Origin of the sequence: Enterobacter sp. PTB, from assembly GCF_051130085.1 — a bacterium.
GTDB classification, from domain to species: domain Bacteria; phylum Pseudomonadota; class Gammaproteobacteria; order Enterobacterales; family Enterobacteriaceae; genus Enterobacter; species Enterobacter ludwigii.
In genome coordinates this window covers 96859-114768 of record NZ_JBDKEE010000007.1, presented here as the reverse complement: position 1 = coordinate 114768, position 17910 = coordinate 96859, and the positions used below count along the sequence as shown (strand labels likewise).

The window sequence follows — 17910 nt, the reverse complement described above, 5'->3', positions numbered from 1 at the left end:
CAATAAAAATAAACCTCTGACAACGCCTCGCAGAGCGAAAGATTGCCATTAGCACGGTTTTCCGCGTCGGGTTATACCTCCACCAACGCAAAGGAGGGGTGGCGATGTGGCGATGGATGAGCGGATTAATGCTGTTGTGGTGCGGCTATGGTGCCGCGGTGTGTCCCGTGTGGTCTCAGGCAAAAGCAGAGAAAGAGATTGCGACATTGAGTGCGCAAGTCAAACGCTGGGATGATGCCTACTGGAAGCAGGGCATGAGCGAGGTGAATGACGACGTCTATGACCAGCTCAATGGCCGTTTAAAGCAGTGGCAGCGCTGCTTTGGCGATATACCTTCTGAGGAGGCCTTACCGGTTCTAACGGGGAGCGTAAGACATCCTGTTGCCCATACGGGAGTGCATAAAGCGGGTAGTAAAGAAGAGCTACGCCAGTGGATGCGTGGTCGTGACACTCTCTGGATGCAGCCAAAAGTCGACGGGGTAGCCGTGACGCTGGTGTATCGCGACGGAAAGTTAACCCAGGCTATCAGTCGTGGTGATGGGCTTAAAGGTGAAGACTGGACTGCACAAGTGTATTTAATTCCCGCAGTGCCCAAAAAAGTGACCGGAGCGCTGGCCAACAGCGTCTTACAGGGAGAGCTTTTTTGGTTACGCGACAACCATCTTCAGCGACAGATGGGGGGAATGAACGCACGGGCAAAAGTGGCGGGCGCGATGATGCGGCAAAAGGACAGTCCACTTCTGAGCCAGACAGGGATATTTATCTGGGCCTGGCCGGATGGGCCGAAAGTGATGTCGAGTGCGCTGTCTGAGTTATCTAAAGCCGGCTTTTCCCTGACGGCCCGTTATACCCTGCCTGTACAGACTGTTGATGCTGTCGAGAAACAGCGCTCGACGTGGCACGACACGGCATTACCCTTTGCCACGGACGGCATTGTGGTGCGGTCCGCGGATGCTCCTCCCGGCGAAAACTGGTTGCCCGGAGAAGGCAGCTGGGTCGTCGCATGGAAATACCCCCCGGTCGCACAGATCGCCGAAGTAAGAGATATTCATTTTGCCGTGGGGCGCACGGGAAAAATCTCGGTCGTGGCGGCGCTGGTCCCTGTCCTGCTGGATGATAAGCAGGTACAACGGGTCAGTCTTGGGTCCGTTGAGCGCTGGCAAAGGCTGGATATTGCGACGGGTGATCAGATACAGGTCAGTCTGGCCGGGCAGGGTATCCCGCGGTTCGATAAGGTGGTCTGGCGGGGGGAAGAGAGACAAAAGCCCACACCCCCGGCCTCGCATTATCATGCGCAGAGCTGTTTTTACGCCTCGCCGGCGTGTATGGAGCAGTTCTTTGCCCGCCTGAAGTGGCTCAGTTCAAAGCACGTGCTGAATATTGAAGGAGTCGGTGAGTCAGGCTGGCGGGCGCTGCATCAGGCGCATCATTTTGAACATATCTTCTCATGGCTGACATTAACGCAGGCGCAGCTGGAGTCTACCCCGGGGTTTTCCGCAGCACGCGGGCTGGCGCTCTGGCATCGCTTTAATCTGGTACGTGAGCGACCCTTTATTCGTTGGATCATGGCATTGGGTGTTCCGCTGACGCAGGCCTCGCTAAACGCTATGGGAGACCTGACGTGGCAGAAAATGCGTGAGCGTAACGCAGCAGACTGGCAGGCGCTTCCCGGCACAGGAAAGGAGAAAGCCCGGCAGCTTGTTGCGTTTATTCATGATCCTGGCATTGCCGGCCTGGTTGCCTGGCTCGGCAAACAGGGAGTGCAAGGATTCTGACATGAGCTTGCTGTCGCTTATCGCGGATAAATGCCGCCACTTTATCGGGGAGAATAGATGGCGGCCAGTCAGTGGGTGTCCTGAGTGTAATGAAACACGGGCAGTCCCAGTTTCAAGCGCAGCGCAAGCAAGCGAGCCGTGAAGCCAAATAACAAGGTGGCGATGACCACGACGTCATGGCTGGAAACATAATGCTGTAAAGCGATATACAGAACGGCTGATGCAAAGGATATCCCGGCGTAGAGTTCTTTTTGAAAGACCAGGGGAATGCGTTTGCAGAACATATCGCGCAGTACGCCGCCAAATACGCCCGTCACGACTGCGGCAATAGTGGCAATCACCGGGCTTTCGCCCATATCCAGCGCAATTTGTGCCCCGATGATGGAGAACACGACCAGGCCCAGAGCATCAAGCACTAAAAACAGACGTCGAAGATGGGGCATTACAGGAGCAAGGATAGTGGTCAGCACTGCGGCGACAGCCACAATGATGATGTACTCGGGGTGCTTAACCCAGCCGAGAGGGTAATGCCCCAGCAGGATATCACGTACCGATCCGCCTCCCAGCGCGGTGGCGGTAGCAATAATGATGACCCCAAACGTATCCATACGACGGCGTCCGGCAGCGAGTGCACCGGTCATGGCTTCGGCAGTGATCCCGACGAGATAAAGGATATGTAGCAGCATGTGTTCCCCCGATAGTGAGGGCAACAGGGTAGCGTTTTGTGCGGTCTGTCACGATTTAGTTTTTCTTGTGTGAGGACGTTAGCCTTATTTTTGGTAATGACTAAACGTTGTTTGGCTGGGTGTGATGGCGTTAAACGGTAATTTTCACATTACAATTATTCATGTTATAGGCGTTTGCCGCCGATAGCCTGTTCCGATAAAAAAATGGCCCCTGAACGGGGCCATGATGAGAAAGCGGCTTGAATAAAGCGTTACTCGATATTCTGGATCTGCTCGCGCATCTGCTCAATCAGCACTTTCAGTTCAATGGCGGAGTTGGTCACTTCAGCATTGATCGACTTAGAGGCCAGGGTGTTCGACTCGCGGTTGAACTCCTGCATCATAAAGTCGAGACGACGCCCTACGGCTTCTTTCTTCTTCAGGATGTTGTAAGTCTCTTTAACGTGCGCTTCCAGACGATCCAGCTCTTCGGCGACGTCAATGCGCTGTGCCATCAGCACCAGCTCTTGTTCCAGACGGGTATTTTCCAGCTGAACTTCCGCTTCTTCCAGTTTGGCCACCAGGCGCTCACGCTGCCATTGCAGGACCGCAGGCATATGGGTACGGACTTTAGCCACTTCGGTGGTCACACCTTCCAGACGCTGCTCAATCATCGCTTTGAGGGCCTGGCCTTCAGTTTCGCGGGCAATGATAAAGTCATCCAGCGTGCTGTCGAGGGCACTGAGAATTTCAGCGGCAATCGTGTCCAGATCCTGCTCACCGGCGGCCATGACGCCAGGCCAGCGCAGAATATCGACCGGGTTGATTTCCCCTTCATCGCTTTGCATCTTGACCCAGTTCGCTGCAGTGACGAGCTGTTTCGCCAGTTTTTCGTTGAGGATCAGCTCACCCTGGGCGCTGGCATCAGGCTCAAAACGCAGGTTACATTCCACTTTACCGCGCGTCAGACGAGCACGGATACGCTCGCGTACAACAGGTTCAAGGCTGCGGAACTGCTCCGGCATACGGAAATACGTTTCCAGGTAGCGCTGGTTTACCGAGCGCATTTCCCATGTAGCGCTACCCCAGCTACCCTTGATTTCACGCCGGGCGTAGGCGGTCATACTGCGGATCATAGACATTCCCGTTTTTAAAGGAGAGATGGGGGGATTATAGCTTTCGGGGGCTTCTCAGGATAGGAATAAGCGTCCTTTATCCGTATAATGCGCAGCCACATTCGTTTCAAGCCGGAGATTTCATCATGCGTCCAGCAGGTCGTAGCGCCAATCAGGTGCGTCCCGTCACCCTGACCCGTAACTATACAAAACACGCAGAAGGCTCCGTACTGGTTGAGTTTGGTGACACCAAAGTGCTGTGCACCGCGTCCATCGAAGAGGGCGTTCCACGCTTCCTGAAAGGTCAGGGCCAGGGCTGGATCACTGCGGAATATGGCATGTTGCCGCGTGCAACCCATACCCGAAACGCCCGCGAAGCGGCAAAAGGCAAGCAGGGCGGCCGTACCATGGAAATCCAGCGTCTGATCGCACGTGCGCTGCGCGCCGCCGTTGATCTGAAAACACTGGGTGAATTTACCATTACTCTGGACTGCGACGTCATTCAGGCAGACGGTGGTACGCGTACGGCGTCGATTACCGGTGCATGTGTGGCGCTGGCTGATGCCCTGAATAAGCTGGTTGCAGCCGGTAAGCTGAAAACGAATCCGATGAAAGGGATGGTCGCGGCTGTTTCCGTGGGTATCGTTAACGGTGAAGCGCTTTGCGATCTGGAATACGTCGAAGATTCCGCTGCCGAGACTGACATGAACGTGGTGATGACTGAAGACGGTCGCATCATTGAGGTGCAGGGCACGGCAGAAGGTGAGCCGTTCACCCATGAAGAACTTCTTACCTTGCTGGCGTTGGCCCGAGGGGGAATTGAATCTATCGTAACGACGCAGAAGGCGGCGTTAGAAAATTGATTTTAAAGGCGACTGATGAGTCGCCTTTTTTTTGTTCGTACAAAAGCAAAAGTCGGAGGAGTAAGCCCATGAAATCCTGGCAGCGTGAGTTTATTGAGTTTGCGCTTAACAAGCAGGTCCTGAAATTTGGCGAGTTTACGCTGAAATCCGGGCGTAAGAGCCCCTATTTCTTCAACGCCGGACTGTTTAATACCGGGCGCGATCTGGCATTGTTAGGCCGTTTCTATGCCGAAGCGCTGGTGGACTCCGGCATTGATTTTGACCTGCTGTTTGGCCCGGCCTATAAAGGCATTCCGATTGCCACTACCACTGCGGTTGCGCTGGCGGAACACCACGACCGCGACGTACCGTACTGCTTTAACCGTAAAGAGGCTAAAACCCACGGTGAAGGCGGTAATCTGGTAGGCAGCGCGCTGCAGGGTCGCGTTATGCTGGTGGACGATGTGATCACCGCCGGTACCGCTATTCGCGAATCGATGGAGATTATTCAGGCCAACGGCGCTACGCTTGCTGGCGTGCTGATCTCTTTGGATCGTCAGGAACGCGGGCGTGGCGAAATCTCTGCTATCCAGGAAGTTGAGCGCGATTACGGCTGTAAAGTGACCTCAATCATCACCCTGAAAGACCTGATTGCGTATCTGGAAGAGAAGCCTGAGATGGCGGATCATCTGGCTGCGGTACGTGGGTATCGCGAAGCTTTCGGCGTGTAATATCAAGCCCGGTGGCGTTCTGCTTACCGGGCCTGAAGATTATTGCAGCTGTGCCGCCACTAACGGCCAACGGGCGTCAAAATCGTCCGTTGGACGGTATTTAAACTCGCTGCGTACAAAGCGGGAGAGCATGCCTTCGCAAAACGACAGGATCTGACTTGCCAGCAGCGTTTCATCGGTGCTGTAACCTTCACCCTCACGCATTTTTTTCTCGCGCAGTACCTGGCGCAGTTGTGCTTCAATACGCTCGAAGAGCTGGTTAATACGGCCCTGCAATCGGTCCTGCTCGAACATCAGCGCATGGCCAGTCAGGATACGGGTTAAGCCCGGATTGCGCTCACCAAAGCCCAGAATGAGCTGCACAATCAGACGCAAACGCGCAGTCGTGTCTTTTTCGTCTTTCAGAATCAGGTTGATGCGAGTGATCAGACTGTCTTCGATAAATTCGATCAGACTGTCAAACATCCGGGTTTTGCTCGGAAAATGACGATACAACGCCGCTTCAGACACGCCCACGGAGGCGGCCAGTTTTGCGGTGGTGATGCGTTGACTACCATCGCTGGATTCAAGCATCAGCGCCAGAGATTGAAGTATTTCTTCGCGACGGTTCCTTTTCGCGGTTTGTTTTTCTGCCATGTTACAAAATACCCCTGAAAATAAGCACTTGCCAGGCTGGCATCCACACAGCGACCGCAAACTGACGTTTGCGGTTTGTTATTGCATTATGGCGCTGTGGGATACGTGTCGGTCGGGCGGTTATTTGCGCCCGGAATGGCCGAAGCCGCCTTCGCCACGGTCGGTGGCGTCAAAGTCTTCCACCAGGTTAAATTCTGCCTGAACCACCGGTACAAAGACCATCTGTGCGATACGCTCGCCCGGTTCAATGGTGAAGCTGTCCTGACCACGGTTCCAGACGGAAACCATCAGTTGACCCTGGTAGTCAGAGTCGATCAGGCCGACCAGGTTACCCAGTACCACTCCATGCTTATGACCCAGACCAGAACGCGGCAGGATCACCGCTGCCAGCGACGGGTCAGCAATGTGGATTGCCAGGCCGGTTGGGATCAGGGTGGTTGCACCCGGAGCCAGCTCTACGGCGTCATCGAGACAGGCGCGCAGGTCAAGACCGGCAGAGCCGGAGGTGGCATAGGTTGGCAGCGCAAATTGCTTACCAACACGCGGGTCCAGAATCTTAACGTCGATTTTTTTCATCATAACGGGTAACGATCTCGTCCAGTAATTGTTGGCCCAGGAGTTCCTTGCGCTCAAGCGGTAAGACTTTATCTCCATCCTGCCAGAAAAGGTGCAGTGCGTTGCTGTCGCTGTTAAATCCTTGCGTGGCCAGCGATACGTCGTTCGCGCAAATCAAATCGAGGTTTTTGCGGGTACGTTTTTGCCGGGCATATTCTTCCACATTATTTGTTTCTGCGGCAAACCCAACAACGTAAGGACGATGGCTTTTCAGTGCGGCGACACCCGCAACAATGTCCGGATTTTTCACCATTTTTAGTGTTAATTCATCGCCTTGCTTTTTAATTTTTGACCCGGAAATGGTTTCGGCACGGTAATCTGCAACAGCCGCGCAGCCGATAAAAATCTGCTGGTTCTGCGCATGCGCCTGTACGGCGGCGTCCATCTCCAGGGCGGTGGTGACATCAATACGCTGCACAAATGGCGGTGTCGGTAACGAGACCGGGCCGCTCACCAGCGTGACCTTTGCACCGCGTTTTGCCGCCGCGGCAGCAATCGCAAAGCCCATTTTACCGGAGCTATGGTTGGTAATGTAACGCACCGGGTCCAGCGGCTCGCGCGTTGGGCCCGCGGTAATCATGATGTTGAGATGTTGCAGATCGTTGACAGGTGAAAAATGGCCGGCGGCCAGCTCAACGATGGTCAGCGGGTCAAGCATACGACCAGGACCCACATCACCACACGCCTGGCTACCGCTGTCCGGCCCCCAGATGAGCAGGCCGCGTGAGGCCAGCGTCGTCAGATTATGTTGGGTGGCGGCGTTGCGGTACATCTGCTGGTTCATCGCGGGGACGACGGCAACAGGTGCGGGCGTGGCCAGGCAAATGGTCGAGACCAGATCGTTTGCCATGCCGGCTGCTACGCGGGCAATTAAATCTGCTGTGGCGGGGGCAAGGATAACCAGGTCTGCCCATTTTCCCAGCTCAATATGGCCCATCGCGGCTTCGGCGGCCGGATCAAGGAGGCTGTCAGAGACGGGGTACCCTGAAACGGCCTGCAGGCTCAGAGGCGTGATAAAGGCTTTGCCACCTTCCGTTATCGCGACCCGCACATCCGCCCCGCGCTCGCGCAAACGACGCACCAGCTCTGGCGCTTTATAGGCAGCGATACCGCCGCTCACGCCAAGAACGATTTTTTTACCGGCCAGGCTCATCATGATTCTTTCCTGTTGGGTTTCACCAGAGAGCGGGCATTTTATCACAATCCCAAAAAGGGGGTGATTTTGTCCTTCGGTCAGTTTGCGAGGCGTTACGCAGGAATGAAAAGTGGGCGTCGAGCGCCGGGGGTGGCTGTGGCAGCATGATGGCAAACCGAAGGAGACAGGCATGGAAGAGACTGAACTGCTGCTACCGCGTGAAAAAATGCTGCGCTATGGCGTCACGTTGTTAAAGGACGACGAGTTGCTGGCACTCTTTTTACGCACCGGAACGCCCGGCAAAACGGTATTTACGCTGGCAAAAGAGCTTATCGACCATTTTGGTTCGCTGTATGGCTTATTGACGGCGGATCTGACGGAATTCAGGCACGTCGAAGGAATTGGCGTGGCGAAGTTCGCCCAACTGAGGGGGATTGCTGAACTGGCCCGCCGTTTTTACGACGTCCGTATGGAAGAGGAAGATCCCATACTCACCCCGGATATGACACGCGTATTTCTCCAGAGCCAGTTATCAGATTTGGAGCGCGAGATCTTTATGGTGATCTTTCTTGATAACAGGAACCGGGTACTAAAACATAGCCGTCTTTTTTCCGGAACACTGAGCCACGTTGAGGTTCATCCACGAGAAATTGTGCGGGAAGCGATAAAAGTGAATGCAGCCGGCGTGATACTCGCGCATAATCACCCCTCTGGCTGTGCAGAACCAAGCAGAGCTGACAAAGAGATGACCGAACGCATTATCAAATGCTGTCAATTCATGGACATTCGTGTGCTCGACCATCTGATAATTGGTCGCGGCGAGTACATTTCTTTTGCAGAACATGGCTGGATTTAGGCTATTTCTCGCGATCCATCGGGATCTTTGTCTGTTCGGGACTTGAGCACACCGCCGAGTCAGCGTATACTACGCCACCTTTGAGAATCTCGGGTTTGGCATTTGGGCCTGGCAATCGAGAGTTCCATAGAACTATGCGATGACCGGGCTGTAAAGCCTGACGAGGCGCCGATACCCCATACGAAGCTCGAGCTAATTTGATTTTTGGAGAATAGACATGTCCCGAGTCTGCCAAGTTACTGGCAAGCGTCCGGTGACCGGTAACAACCGTTCCCACGCACTGAACGCGACTAAACGCCGTTTCCTGCCGAACCTGCACTCTCACCGTTTCTGGGTTGAGAGCGAGAAGCGTTTTGTCACCCTGCGCGTATCTGCTAAAGGTATGCGTGTAATCGATAAGAAAGGCATTGATACAGTTCTGTCCGAACTGCGTGCCCGTGGCGAAAAGTACTAAGTACTTAAAGAGGAAATAAATCATGGCTAAAGGTATTCGCGAGAAAATCAAGCTGGTTTCTTCTGCTGGTACAGGTCACTTCTACACCACCACGAAGAACAAACGTACTAAGCCGGAAAAACTGGAACTGAAAAAATTCGATCCAGTTGTACGCCAGCACGTACTGTACAAAGAAGCTAAAATCAAATAATTTTAGCCTCCTTGTATTGAAAAACCCCGCAACTGCGGGGTTTTTTGCATTCTGCATCTTACTCCGGAGGAACCATGCCTGAATTACCTGAGGTAGAGACCAGCCGCCGCGGTATTGAGCCGCATCTGGTCGGCGCGACTATTCTTCATGCTATCGTTCGCAACGGTCGCCTGCGTTGGCCGGTGTCCGATGAAATCCATGCGTTAAGCGATAAACCGATTCTCAGCGTCCAGCGTCGCGCCAAATATCTGCTGCTGGAGCTGCCCGACGGCTGGATTATCATCCATCTCGGTATGTCTGGTAGTCTGCGCATCCTTACCGAAGAACTGCCCGCGGAAAAGCATGACCATGTCGATCTGGTGATGAGCAACGGTAAAGTGCTGCGTTACACCGACCCACGACGCTTTGGCGCATGGCTGTGGACCAAAGAGCTTGAAGGACACAGCGTTCTGGCGCATCTGGGGCCAGAGCCGCTTGCTGAGGCGTTTAACGCGGAATACCTGAAAACGAAGTGTGCAAAGAAGAAAACTCCGATCAAACCGTGGCTGATGGACAATAAGCTGGTGGTGGGAGTAGGGAATATTTATGCCAGCGAATCGCTGTTTGCCGCCGGGATCCATCCCGATCGGCTGGCCTCGTCGCTGTCATCCCAGGAGTGTGAACTGCTGGTCCGGGTGATTAAAGCGGTGCTGTTGCGTTCTATTGAGCAAGGGGGGACCACCCTGAAGGACTTCCTGCAGAGCGACGGTAAACCCGGCTATTTTGCTCAGGAGCTGCAGGTATATGGCCGTAAGGGTGAGCCGTGCAGAGTCTGTGGGACACCGATTATTGCAACGAAGCACGCCCAGCGCGCCACGTTCTATTGCCGTCAGTGCCAGAAATAGGGCTACTTTAATTTTTCCATCAACGCCTGATGGACGTTAGCCGGCAGGAAATGGGTCACGTCACCGTGATGACGCGCCACCTCTTTGACCAGCGAGGAAGAGATAAACGACCACTCTTTTGAGGGCATCAGGAACACGCTCTCCAGCTCTGGCATCAGGTGGCGATTCATGTGCGCCAGCTGCATTTCGTATTCGAAGTCAGCCACCGCGCGTAACCCACGGATCAAAATGTTAGCCTGCCGGGCACGGGCGAAGTTGGCCATTAGATCGCTGAATCCCACCACCTCGACGTTTGGCAGATGTGAGATAGCGTCAGTGGCAAGTGCAACGCGCTCATTGAGATCGAACATGGGTTTCTTACTGGGGCTGGCGGCGATCGCCAGAATCACCTTATCAAACATGCATGCCGCACGGGTGATGATGTCAAGATGACCGTTGGTGATGGGATCAAAGGTACCCGGATAAATCGCTTTTGTGCTCATGGCTCACGTTTTCTCTGAGTAGCCGCGGCAGAGCGCCCACAGCTCGGTGTATTTGTTGAAAGTATACTGGGCATTCACCACCGCCAGTAACCACCCCTGTTTACCGTCCAGCACGCCGCCTCGCAGCAGCAGTGTTTTCAGAAATGCCCCCAGCGTGTGGGTGAAAATACCGGTCAGCGTGGCCTTCTTGCCGCGCAGGTGGCGCTCCTGTGCCCATGCGGTGGCATAGTTAAGCTGTTTGCGCTGGAAGCTGGCGAAATCCCGGCAGGTCAGATGCAGCAGATCGCCCGTCAGAGGAATGACGGGGGCACTGTCGCATGCCAGGGATTCATGGACCAGATTATCGTTGTACTGATATCGCTCACGCTCGTAGAGGCGCATTACGCGGTCTGGATACCAGCCGCTGTGGCGCATAAAACGGCCAAGGAAATAGTTGCGACGTGCAATGTTGTATACCGCGCCAGGCTGAGGTGCTGCCAGCACCGCCTGAATGGCCTGGCGGAGCTCAGGTGTGATGCGCTCGTCAGTGTCCAGCATCAGCACGTAATCGCCAGTAGCATAGCGCTGCGCGCGCTGTCGCTGGATGCCGTAGCCTTGCCAGTCGGTATCGATAAAGACCTTTGCACCCGCGGCACGGGCGACATCCACCGTGTTGTCCTCGCTGCCGGAGTCGAGAAGGACAATTTCGTCAGCCCAGGCGACGGAGGCCAGGCAGTCCGGAAGCAGGTCGGCGGCGTTTTTGGCGATCATCACGACCGACAGACGCGTTGACATTAGTGGCTCCGCTGAGGCAGATAAGGTTGCAGAAGTTGCAGCAGACGAGTGAGTGCGCCCTGGTTCTGATGCAGCACTTCGACAGCATGGCGACCATACCAGAGGCGGTAGTCTTCGTCGGTCAGAAGGGTTGAGACCTCTTTGACCACCGAGTCCGCGTCGGTCACGGTAATTAACCCGTCGGCTTGCTGCAATTTAGCGCAGATATCTTTGAAGTTAAACGTGTGTGGACCCATCAGCACCGGAATGGCGTGTGCGGCCGGCTCAAGCGGATTATGGCCGCCGCGCTCCACAAGGCTTCCGCCGACAAAAGCCAGATCGGCAATGCCGTAAAGCAGCATCAGCTCGCCCATTGTATCGCCAATCACCACCTGAGTGCTGCCGGAGGGGATCTCAGCGCTGCTGCGCAGGGTAAAGCTGAAGCCGCCTTTCTGCACCATCTCACGCGCATCTTTAAAACGTTCGGGGTGACGAGGGACAAGAATCAGCAGCAAATCGGGGAATTTTTCCAGCAGCTTACGATGGGCCTGCAGGATAATGGCTTCTTCGCCGTCATGGGTGCTGGTTGCAATCCACACCTGGCGACGCGGTGCCCACTGGCGACGTAGCGTAATCGCACGGGCGGCGAGTTCAGGCGTGACGGAGATATCGAACTTCAGGCTACCCGTCACCGCAAGCTGGTTGCGCTTTAGGCCCAGAGCGAGAAAGCGCGCCGCGTCTTCTTCATTCTGTGCGGCAATCAGCGTAATTCGGCTGAGCAGGCGGCGCATAAATTTACCTAGCTTGCCGTAACCTTTCGCCGAGCGCTCTGAAAGGCGCGCGTTGGCAATCACCAGCGGAATTTTACGGGCATGCAGGGCGGAAATCATATTTGGCCACAGCTCGGTTTCCATGACGATCACCAGTTTCGGGCGAACGGTATTCAGGAAGCGATTCATGGCGCAAGGCAGGTCGTAAGGCAAATAGACGTGTTGAACGTCTTTACCGAACGCCGATAATGCGCGTTCAGACCCCGTCGGCGTCATGGTCGTGACCGTGATCGGTAGTGACGGATAGCGGTGACGAAGGGCGCGAACCAGCGGGATCGCCGCCAGCGTTTCGCCCACAGAAACGGAATGCAGCAAAATACCGTCCGGCACGACTTTATTGCGGCAGTAACCATAGCGTTCAGCCCAGCGTTTACGATACGCAGGCGCTTTACGGCTACGAAGCAACAGTCGCAGCCACACCAGTGGCTGGATGATGTAGAGCAGGGCGGTATACAACAATTCCAAGCGATTATCCGTTTTTTAGTTTCGGCGGGGAAATTCTAAGCATTTAAGCCGGGTAAAGCTATCTCTTATGCCAGATACCGTTTTAAACGGAAGTAGCGTCGGCCCAGGCGCCAGCGCAAACGGGGGCTTTTGGCACTTTTCCAGATAAGCCTCCAGATACCCGTGTCGAAGAACTCTTTTATTATCATCGACTTCTTCTGCACATCCTTCATATTGTCGAAGGTATGAATGATCCCAAGCCCCTCTTTGGCGATTTGCCAGTGGCAGGCGGGGATATCTTTCACTTTTTCCGGGTAACGCTGGTTGATGGCATCCAGCATTTGCAGAATTTTCATGTAATGGCGCGCCGAGCGAATCAGCGTGTCATCATTGTCCGGCATATGGGAAACCGATGCGGAGTGAATGTAATAGTCGTAAAAACGTTCACTGGTGTACTGCACGCGGTCAGCTGCGAGCAAGACTTCGGTAGTCCACGGGATATCCTGATGGCGCAGGCCGGGCTCAAAACGAAAACCGTTCTGACGAATAAAGTCGTGGCGATAGATATTCAGCCAGGTCACATGCAGAAACTTGCGTGAGTCGAGCGCTTTTTTTAACCAGGCCGCACCGGTCATGACGCCTGTCGAGGCCAGCTTGTCTTCCGGGAAAATCGGCCGTGAAGGCTTCTTATTGTTTTCCCAGACGTAGTTTCCGTTGCAGGTGGCGACATCCAGATTCTGCGTGACGGCCATATCAAGCAAGCGCTGATACATGCCCGGCTTAAAGACATCATCAATATCCGGGAAAGAGAGATATTGGCCGGTAGCGACGGCCAGACCGGTATTGCGCGCAATGGATACACCCTGATTTTCCTGTTCGATAACCTGCATTTGCGGCAGTTTTTCACGCCAGGTTTCGACTATCTGCATCGAACTGTCCGTGGAGCCATCATTGACGATGATGACTTCCATACTGTCGATCTGTTGATTCGCAAGGCAGGTAAAGAACTGATCCAGGAAAGCTTCGCCGTTATAAACGGCAACCACCACGCTTAATAATGGCGCTGAATTTTGCATAAGAAACCTGATTATTATTGATTGTCTACCAACGCAACATATTGCTGGCAAATGGCATTTATCCCGAACGACGCGATCGTTGCGCTATCAACGACAGGCGGGGAGGTATAGAGATCGGCCAGTGTTTTCGCCAGTGATTCGTCATTCATCTCCGACAGCCCGCGCGCCAGCGTACCCGTGAGGATTTCAGCGGGCCCGCCAGGACAGTTCGTACTGACAGGCGGCGTCTGGCAGATGATGGATTCTACCAGTACGTTACCAAAACCTTCACAGTCAGAACTTAACACTAAAAGCCGTGCGCCTTTAATCCACGGATAAGGGTTGGACTCGAAGGGGCGGAAAATAACCTTGTCTTCGATCCCGAGTTCTTTCGCTAACTGTTTAAGCTGTTGAATTTTGGTGTCAGAACCGTTGCCCATCATCACCAGCGATGCGTCTATTTTGCTCTGCGCATAGGCACGCAGAAGGCGGTCGTGGCGTTTATGTTCATGAAAACGACCCACGTGAATAATGTAATCCTGCCCCTGCATCTCAAAAGGCGCATCCGCCAGACGCTGGATTTCAGGAATATCAAAGGGATTATGGATAACCGCTTTGCGACGAAGGTCGATGGACAGCGTCTCTGAGAGATCTTTCAGCACGGCGGCGGAGACGGCGACAACGTTTCGGTTTTCGTAGGTATGACGAATTTTGTAATGCTTAAACCAGCGTGAAAGGCCGTGGCGATGACGCAGGTAGGAGAATGAGAACATGCCATGCACGCAGAACCAGACCTTATCGCGATCCAGCGCACGACTGTGCGCCACAATACGATCGGTTTTATGCAGGTGCGAGAATATGACGTCGAACTTCCCGCTGCGCTCAGCCTGCTCAATGGCATTGTCCAGCAGTTGCGCCCGGCGCGGGATCTCGGTGAGCTTTCTCCAGGGCTTTTTACACGTATCCTGAATGACCTGATAATCAATGCCTGCCGGGATGGCGTAGTCGCACACCTTTCGCAGGGAGAAAAGGGAGACCTGATGCCCCATTTCTATCAATCCGCTGGAGAGGGTGAGAACCGTTTTTTCGGCTCCTCCACCGGGCAAACCATCAATAATCATTAGGATGCGCATTTTTAATCCAGTAATTTTTGATAAAGCGAAATAAGCTGACTTGATAATTTTTCTGGGGTCGCTTCTTTTACGCGCTCACGCGCTGTCCGCCCCATATCGTTATTCTTATCCAAAGATGGAAGGGTCATGACTGCCTCCTTCAATCTGCTGATATCAAGTGCATCACAGTAAAAGCCATTCTGACCTTGCTCAATAAACTCTGCACCACCGCAACTCACTGAAGTAATGACGGGCAAACCGCAGGCCATCGCTTCAAGAATGACGTTTGGAAAAGGATCATACAGCGTTGGCAGCAGTAATCCATCGGATACCTGGTAAAATGGTAGTGTCTCTTTTTGCATCCCCAGGAAGCGAATTTGCCCCTCACAGCCCAATGAACGGGCGAGGTCACGGTAACGACTTTCTGCTTTATCCTGTCCAACCACAATCAGCCACGCGGGTGTGCCCGCAATAGCGCGGATAGCGCTGGCCAGTCCCTTACGTTCAAAACCTGACCCGACGAAACACAACACCACGGCATCGACAGGCAATCCGAGCTGCTGACGCAGTGCAGCGCGCTGTCCTTCGGTTGCCGGAACGAAGCGGCTGGAATCAATTGAATTATAAATCACATGTATCTTTTTTGCGTCAATATCAAAGTCTTCGATGATTTCGCGTTTGATCATCTCCGCGTTGCAGATAACGGCTTTCAATTCAGGAGCCTGATACATTTCACGTTCGGCGTGCATGACGTAGCGATGGTAGCGATCGTGCATCAGAAGTTGTGCACGCCAGGCAGGCAGAATGCGCGCACGCTGCAGCAGCCAACGCCGATGCACGCCATCCCCTGCGCGGTAAATATCGCAGCCAGGAATACGCTCGTGGCTCTGCACAATGTCAAACTGCTGCTGTTCCCACAGTGCACGCGCAGCATGTGCAAACCCACGTTCGCGACTGATTCGGCCCCATTTACGTGGGTCGCAAATATGGATATGCCAGTCGTCCTGCTTCTCCCCCTGCCACTCACGCGTGATGACGTTGAGCTCCAGGTTTTGGTTGCTCAGTGCGGTAAGTGCCCGGGAAACGAAGCGTTCCGCCCCGCCATCAGGGCGGTATTTTTGGCGAACAATCGCCAGACGATGGTGTTTCATTACAGGTATCTCCTGGCGGCGGAGACCACGACATCAACGGGAATGGCGTCGAGATAGCGTTCAGTTGTTTTGGTATCAATGGCGTCCGGGTCGGGAAGTGGGCCAAAATCGCCAGCCCAGATGACTTCACCGTTGACCTGCCATGGCGACCAGAACACCCGTTTTGACGGGCCGAAGAGAGCAATGCACGGCGTCTGAAGCGCGGCGGCCATGTGCATCGGAACGGAATCGACGCCAATAAAGAGGCGCGCATGATCGATAAGTGATGCCAGCTGGCGCAACGTGAGTTGACCGGCCAGTGAGACTACGCCCGTTTTTGGCGCCGCGGCGAGAATGCGGTCTATCATCGCCAGCTCTTTTTTATCCGGGCCAGCGGTGAGAACTACAGTGTGGCCATCCTGCTGGAGTGCCGTGATGGTTTGCGCCATCTTGCCTTCGTCCCAGCATTTAAAGAACCAGCGTGACGTTGGCTGGATCACCACGTAGTTATCAGCCACACCCTGTTGCGTCAGTAGCTGGCGCGCACGATCCCAGTCCTCTGCGCGGTAGGCCATAGTGACGTCTGGCTGAGCCGGGACGGGCAACGGTGAAAGAATAGAAAGATTTTGTTCAACGGTATGGAGAGACGGGTGATTGGCGACGGAAACCAAATCGGTATGGCAAAAACGCCAGAACGCGTTTTTTCGCTTGTTAAACGCGAACCCGAGGCGTACTGGCGCACCGGTGAAACGGGTGACAATGGCGCTGCGCCACTGATCGGCAAGGTTAATCACCAGATGATAACGCTGCGCTCTTAAGGCACAGAGTAACTGCCACTCTTTTTGCAGATGTTTCAGGGTGCCGAGCTGCTTCCATTTACGATCTATACCGTAAATGGTGCCGATCGCCGGATGCGCGGCGAGCATATCGCGTGTCTCTTCATAAAGAAGAACATCGATTTGCGCAGTGGGCCATTTTTGACGTAACGAATTCATGACCGGAGTTGTGAGTAACATGTCGCCATGATGTCGAAGTTTGATAAGTAAAATACGTAAATCAGGCGTGTCGAGTAGGTTAATCATCATCATCTTATCAGCGGTATACTGTCAGCAATTCTAATAGACCTGATGGCGACTTGCACTCTTTCTCCATAATGTCAGGAATTTCCCTGGAAGGGTTTACTCCTGCTTCGCAGAGTGCGTAACATAGCCCTCACTCTTACGTCTTACGGACTCATTATGAAAAAACCAGCGTTTATCATCACCATTGATACAGAAGGCGATAATCTCTGGCAAAACCACCGTGTTATCAAAACGGAAAACGCACGCTACCTGGCACGATTTCAGGCGCTATGCGAGCGTTTTGGTTTTAAGCCGGTCTGGCTGACCAACTATGAGATGGCGATCGAACCGGTTTTCATTGAGTTCGCAAAAGATGTGATTGCCCGCCGCCAGGGCGAGGTTGGCATGCATCTTCATGCGTGGAACAGCCCACCTGAACATGACCTCACCGGTGATGACTGGCGCTGGCAACCTTATCTGATTGAGTTTTCAGATGAAATTATGCGCGAGAAAGTGCTTTTTATGACGCACTTACTGGAAGAGACCTTCCAGACCAAAATGCTGAGCCACCGTGCCGGGCGTTGGGCGTTTGATCGTCGCTACGCAAACTTGCTGATAGAGCTGGGTTATCAGGTTGACTGTTCCGTCACCCCACGGGTGAACTGGCGAAATGCCAAAGGGGCACCGCAGGGTCACGGAGGAACGAATTATCAGCATTTCCCTGACCATGCCTACTTTATCGATACAGAGGATATTTCCCGCCCGGGAAAGAGCCCTTTGCTCGAAGTGCCGATGAGTATTCAGTATAAACACCCGGCCTGGCTGAACACCGTTAAACAGGGCTACGATCGGCTGCGTGGGAAATACCGTTCCCCGTCAGTTAACTGGCTGCGTCCGTCCGGTGGAAATGCGTCTGAGATGATTAAGGTCGCACAACAGTGCTTGTCGCAGGGCAATGATTATGTGGAGTTTATGCTCCATTCTTCAGAGTTTATGCCCGGCGGAAGTCCTACGTTCAAAGATGATGCGGCCATTGAAGGGTTGTACCAGGATTTGGACCAGTTGTTTACATGGCTGTCGGACAAGACGGTGGGGATGACGCTGGCGGAGTTTTATCATCACCAAAAATAATAATGCCCGCCAGG

20 protein-coding genes are annotated in these 17910 nt (G+C 53.9%); 8 read left to right on the top strand and 12 right to left on the bottom strand.

What is annotated here, in order from left to right; genetic code table 11:
• Positions 1-104 precede the first annotated feature (104 nt).
• A complete protein-coding gene (gene ligB, locus AAIR21_RS11115) occupies positions 105-1775 on the top strand; it encodes an NAD-dependent DNA ligase LigB (protein ID WP_047954872.1) in 1671 nt (556 codons plus the stop codon).
• A 68-nt stretch (positions 1776-1843) separates the two neighbouring features.
• On the opposite strand, the gene AAIR21_RS11110 is transcribed toward ligB, so the two are convergent.
• Together AAIR21_RS11110 and AAIR21_RS11105 are read right to left on the bottom strand one after the other, a co-directional pair.
• Entirely contained in the window at positions 1844-2461 is a 618-nt protein-coding gene (locus AAIR21_RS11110) for a trimeric intracellular cation channel family protein (protein ID WP_020882694.1), read from the bottom strand.
• 251 nt (positions 2462-2712) lie between these two features.
• A complete protein-coding gene (locus AAIR21_RS11105) occupies positions 2713-3576 on the bottom strand; it encodes a YicC/YloC family endoribonuclease (protein WP_020882693.1) in 864 nt (287 codons plus the stop codon).
• A gap of 125 nt (positions 3577-3701) precedes the next feature.
• Here AAIR21_RS11105 and rph point away from each other — a divergent pair, with 125 nt between their 5' ends.
• Positions 3702-4418 (top strand): ribonuclease PH, encoded by a 717-nt coding sequence (gene rph, locus AAIR21_RS11100; RefSeq protein WP_013094888.1) that lies wholly within the window; start codon positions 3702-3704, stop codon positions 4416-4418.
• 68 nt (positions 4419-4486) lie between these two features.
• Positions 4487-5128, top strand: coding sequence for an orotate phosphoribosyltransferase (gene pyrE / locus AAIR21_RS11095; RefSeq protein WP_014168048.1), 642 nt, complete (start codon positions 4487-4489; stop codon positions 5126-5128).
• Positions 5129-5167: 39 nt separating this feature from the next.
• Here pyrE and slmA read toward each other — a convergent pair whose 3' ends face one another.
• From slmA to coaBC, 3 genes are all read right to left on the bottom strand, one after another.
• Entirely contained in the window at positions 5168-5764 is a 597-nt protein-coding gene (gene slmA, locus AAIR21_RS11090) for a nucleoid occlusion factor SlmA (protein WP_020882692.1), read from the bottom strand.
• Positions 5765-5884: 120 nt separating this feature from the next.
• On the bottom strand, positions 5885-6343 hold the full coding sequence (dut, locus tag AAIR21_RS11085; protein WP_014168052.1) for a dUTP diphosphatase: 459 nt from the start codon (positions 6341-6343) through the stop codon (positions 5885-5887).
• Complete coding sequence (gene coaBC / locus AAIR21_RS11080) at positions 6321-7532, bottom strand: bifunctional phosphopantothenoylcysteine decarboxylase/phosphopantothenate--cysteine ligase CoaBC (protein ID WP_025206464.1); 1212 nt, start codon at positions 7530-7532, stop codon at positions 6321-6323. Before coaBC ends, dut begins: the two co-directional genes overlap by 23 nt.
• Before the next feature lie 172 nt (positions 7533-7704).
• Between coaBC and radC the strand changes: the two genes are divergently transcribed.
• From radC to mutM, 4 genes are all read left to right on the top strand, one after another.
• A complete protein-coding gene (gene radC / locus AAIR21_RS11075; protein WP_020882690.1) occupies positions 7705-8370 on the top strand; it encodes a RadC family protein in 666 nt (221 codons plus the stop codon).
• A gap of 217 nt (positions 8371-8587) precedes the next feature.
• The gene (gene rpmB, locus AAIR21_RS11070; RefSeq protein WP_002436699.1) at positions 8588-8824 is read left to right on the top strand and encodes a 50S ribosomal protein L28; all 237 of its coding nucleotides are present in this window, start codon (positions 8588-8590) and stop codon (positions 8822-8824) included.
• 22 nt (positions 8825-8846) lie between these two features.
• Positions 8847-9014, top strand: coding sequence for a 50S ribosomal protein L33 (gene rpmG, locus AAIR21_RS11065; RefSeq protein WP_003024094.1), 168 nt, complete (start codon positions 8847-8849; stop codon positions 9012-9014).
• Positions 9015-9088: 74 nt separating this feature from the next.
• The gene (gene mutM, locus AAIR21_RS11060; RefSeq protein ID WP_047954873.1) at positions 9089-9898 is read left to right on the top strand and encodes a bifunctional DNA-formamidopyrimidine glycosylase/DNA-(apurinic or apyrimidinic site) lyase; all 810 of its coding nucleotides are present in this window, start codon (positions 9089-9091) and stop codon (positions 9896-9898) included.
• A gap of 2 nt (positions 9899-9900) precedes the next feature.
• Here the strand turns inward: mutM and coaD are convergent, their stop codons facing one another.
• The 7 genes from coaD to rfaQ all read right to left on the bottom strand — a co-directional run bounded on the left by coaD (position 9901) and on the right by rfaQ (position 16792).
• Positions 9901-10380 carry a pantetheine-phosphate adenylyltransferase gene (gene coaD, locus AAIR21_RS11055; RefSeq protein WP_014168056.1) on the bottom strand — a complete coding sequence of 160 codons (480 nt, stop codon included), beginning with the start codon at positions 10378-10380 and terminating at the stop codon, positions 9901-9903.
• A gap of 3 nt (positions 10381-10383) precedes the next feature.
• Complete coding sequence (locus AAIR21_RS11050) at positions 10384-11154, bottom strand: glycosyltransferase family 2 protein (RefSeq protein ID WP_113656867.1); 771 nt, start codon at positions 11152-11154, stop codon at positions 10384-10386.
• The gene (waaA, locus tag AAIR21_RS11045) at positions 11154-12428 is read right to left on the bottom strand and encodes a lipid IV(A) 3-deoxy-D-manno-octulosonic acid transferase (protein ID WP_183516848.1); all 1275 of its coding nucleotides are present in this window, start codon (positions 12426-12428) and stop codon (positions 11154-11156) included. Before waaA ends, AAIR21_RS11050 begins: the two co-directional genes overlap by 1 nt.
• Before the next feature lie 65 nt (positions 12429-12493).
• On the bottom strand, positions 12494-13483 hold the full coding sequence (locus tag AAIR21_RS11040; RefSeq protein ID WP_020882686.1) for a glycosyltransferase: 990 nt from the start codon (positions 13481-13483) through the stop codon (positions 12494-12496).
• 14 nt (positions 13484-13497) lie between these two features.
• The gene (locus tag AAIR21_RS11035; protein ID WP_032679322.1) at positions 13498-14595 is read right to left on the bottom strand and encodes a glycosyltransferase; all 1098 of its coding nucleotides are present in this window, start codon (positions 14593-14595) and stop codon (positions 13498-13500) included.
• A 2-nt stretch (positions 14596-14597) separates the two neighbouring features.
• Positions 14598-15725, bottom strand: coding sequence for a glycosyltransferase family 4 protein (locus AAIR21_RS11030; protein ID WP_059305847.1), 1128 nt, complete (start codon positions 15723-15725; stop codon positions 14598-14600).
• Positions 15725-16792, bottom strand: coding sequence for a putative lipopolysaccharide heptosyltransferase III (rfaQ, locus tag AAIR21_RS11025; protein WP_183516849.1), 1068 nt, complete (start codon positions 16790-16792; stop codon positions 15725-15727). The genes AAIR21_RS11030 and rfaQ overlap by 1 nt, the downstream gene beginning before the upstream one ends.
• Before the next feature lie 150 nt (positions 16793-16942).
• Here rfaQ and AAIR21_RS11020 point away from each other — a divergent pair, with 150 nt between their 5' ends.
• A complete protein-coding gene (locus tag AAIR21_RS11020; RefSeq protein ID WP_183516850.1) occupies positions 16943-17896 on the top strand; it encodes a polysaccharide deacetylase family protein in 954 nt (317 codons plus the stop codon).
• Positions 17897-17910 lie beyond the last annotated feature (14 nt).

Coding starts and splice junctions, on each gene's coding strand:
- AAIR21_RS11030 (WP_059305847.1), bottom strand. CDS start 15,725: ATGAAACACCATCGTCTGGCGATTGTTCGCCAAAAATACCGCCCTGAT.
- mutM (WP_047954873.1), top strand. CDS start 9,089: ATGCCTGAATTACCTGAGGTAGAGACCAGCCGCCGCGGTATTGAGCCG.
- rpmG (WP_003024094.1), top strand. CDS start 8,847: ATGGCTAAAGGTATTCGCGAGAAAATCAAGCTGGTTTCTTCTGCTGGT.
- AAIR21_RS11020 (WP_183516850.1), top strand. CDS start 16,943: ATGAAAAAACCAGCGTTTATCATCACCATTGATACAGAAGGCGATAAT.
- coaBC (WP_025206464.1), bottom strand. CDS start 7,532: ATGAGCCTGGCCGGTAAAAAAATCGTTCTTGGCGTGAGCGGCGGTATC.
- ligB (WP_047954872.1), top strand. CDS start 105: ATGTGGCGATGGATGAGCGGATTAATGCTGTTGTGGTGCGGCTATGGT.
- AAIR21_RS11040 (WP_020882686.1), bottom strand. CDS start 13,483: ATGCAAAATTCAGCGCCATTATTAAGCGTGGTGGTTGCCGTTTATAAC.
- AAIR21_RS11110 (WP_020882694.1), bottom strand. CDS start 2,461: ATGCTGCTACATATCCTTTATCTCGTCGGGATCACTGCCGAAGCCATG.
- AAIR21_RS11035 (WP_032679322.1), bottom strand. CDS start 14,595: ATGCGCATCCTAATGATTATTGATGGTTTGCCCGGTGGAGGAGCCGAA.
- radC (WP_020882690.1), top strand. CDS start 7,705: ATGGAAGAGACTGAACTGCTGCTACCGCGTGAAAAAATGCTGCGCTAT.
- dut (WP_014168052.1), bottom strand. CDS start 6,343: ATGATGAAAAAAATCGACGTTAAGATTCTGGACCCGCGTGTTGGTAAG.
- coaD (WP_014168056.1), bottom strand. CDS start 10,380: ATGAGCACAAAAGCGATTTATCCGGGTACCTTTGATCCCATCACCAAC.
- rpmB (WP_002436699.1), top strand. CDS start 8,588: ATGTCCCGAGTCTGCCAAGTTACTGGCAAGCGTCCGGTGACCGGTAAC.
- rph (WP_013094888.1), top strand. CDS start 3,702: ATGCGTCCAGCAGGTCGTAGCGCCAATCAGGTGCGTCCCGTCACCCTG.
- pyrE (WP_014168048.1), top strand. CDS start 4,487: ATGAAATCCTGGCAGCGTGAGTTTATTGAGTTTGCGCTTAACAAGCAG.
- AAIR21_RS11050 (WP_113656867.1), bottom strand. CDS start 11,154: ATGTCAACGCGTCTGTCGGTCGTGATGATCGCCAAAAACGCCGCCGAC.
- rfaQ (WP_183516849.1), bottom strand. CDS start 16,792: ATGATGATGATTAACCTACTCGACACGCCTGATTTACGTATTTTACTT.
- AAIR21_RS11105 (WP_020882693.1), bottom strand. CDS start 3,576: ATGATCCGCAGTATGACCGCCTACGCCCGGCGTGAAATCAAGGGTAGC.
- slmA (WP_020882692.1), bottom strand. CDS start 5,764: ATGGCAGAAAAACAAACCGCGAAAAGGAACCGTCGCGAAGAAATACTT.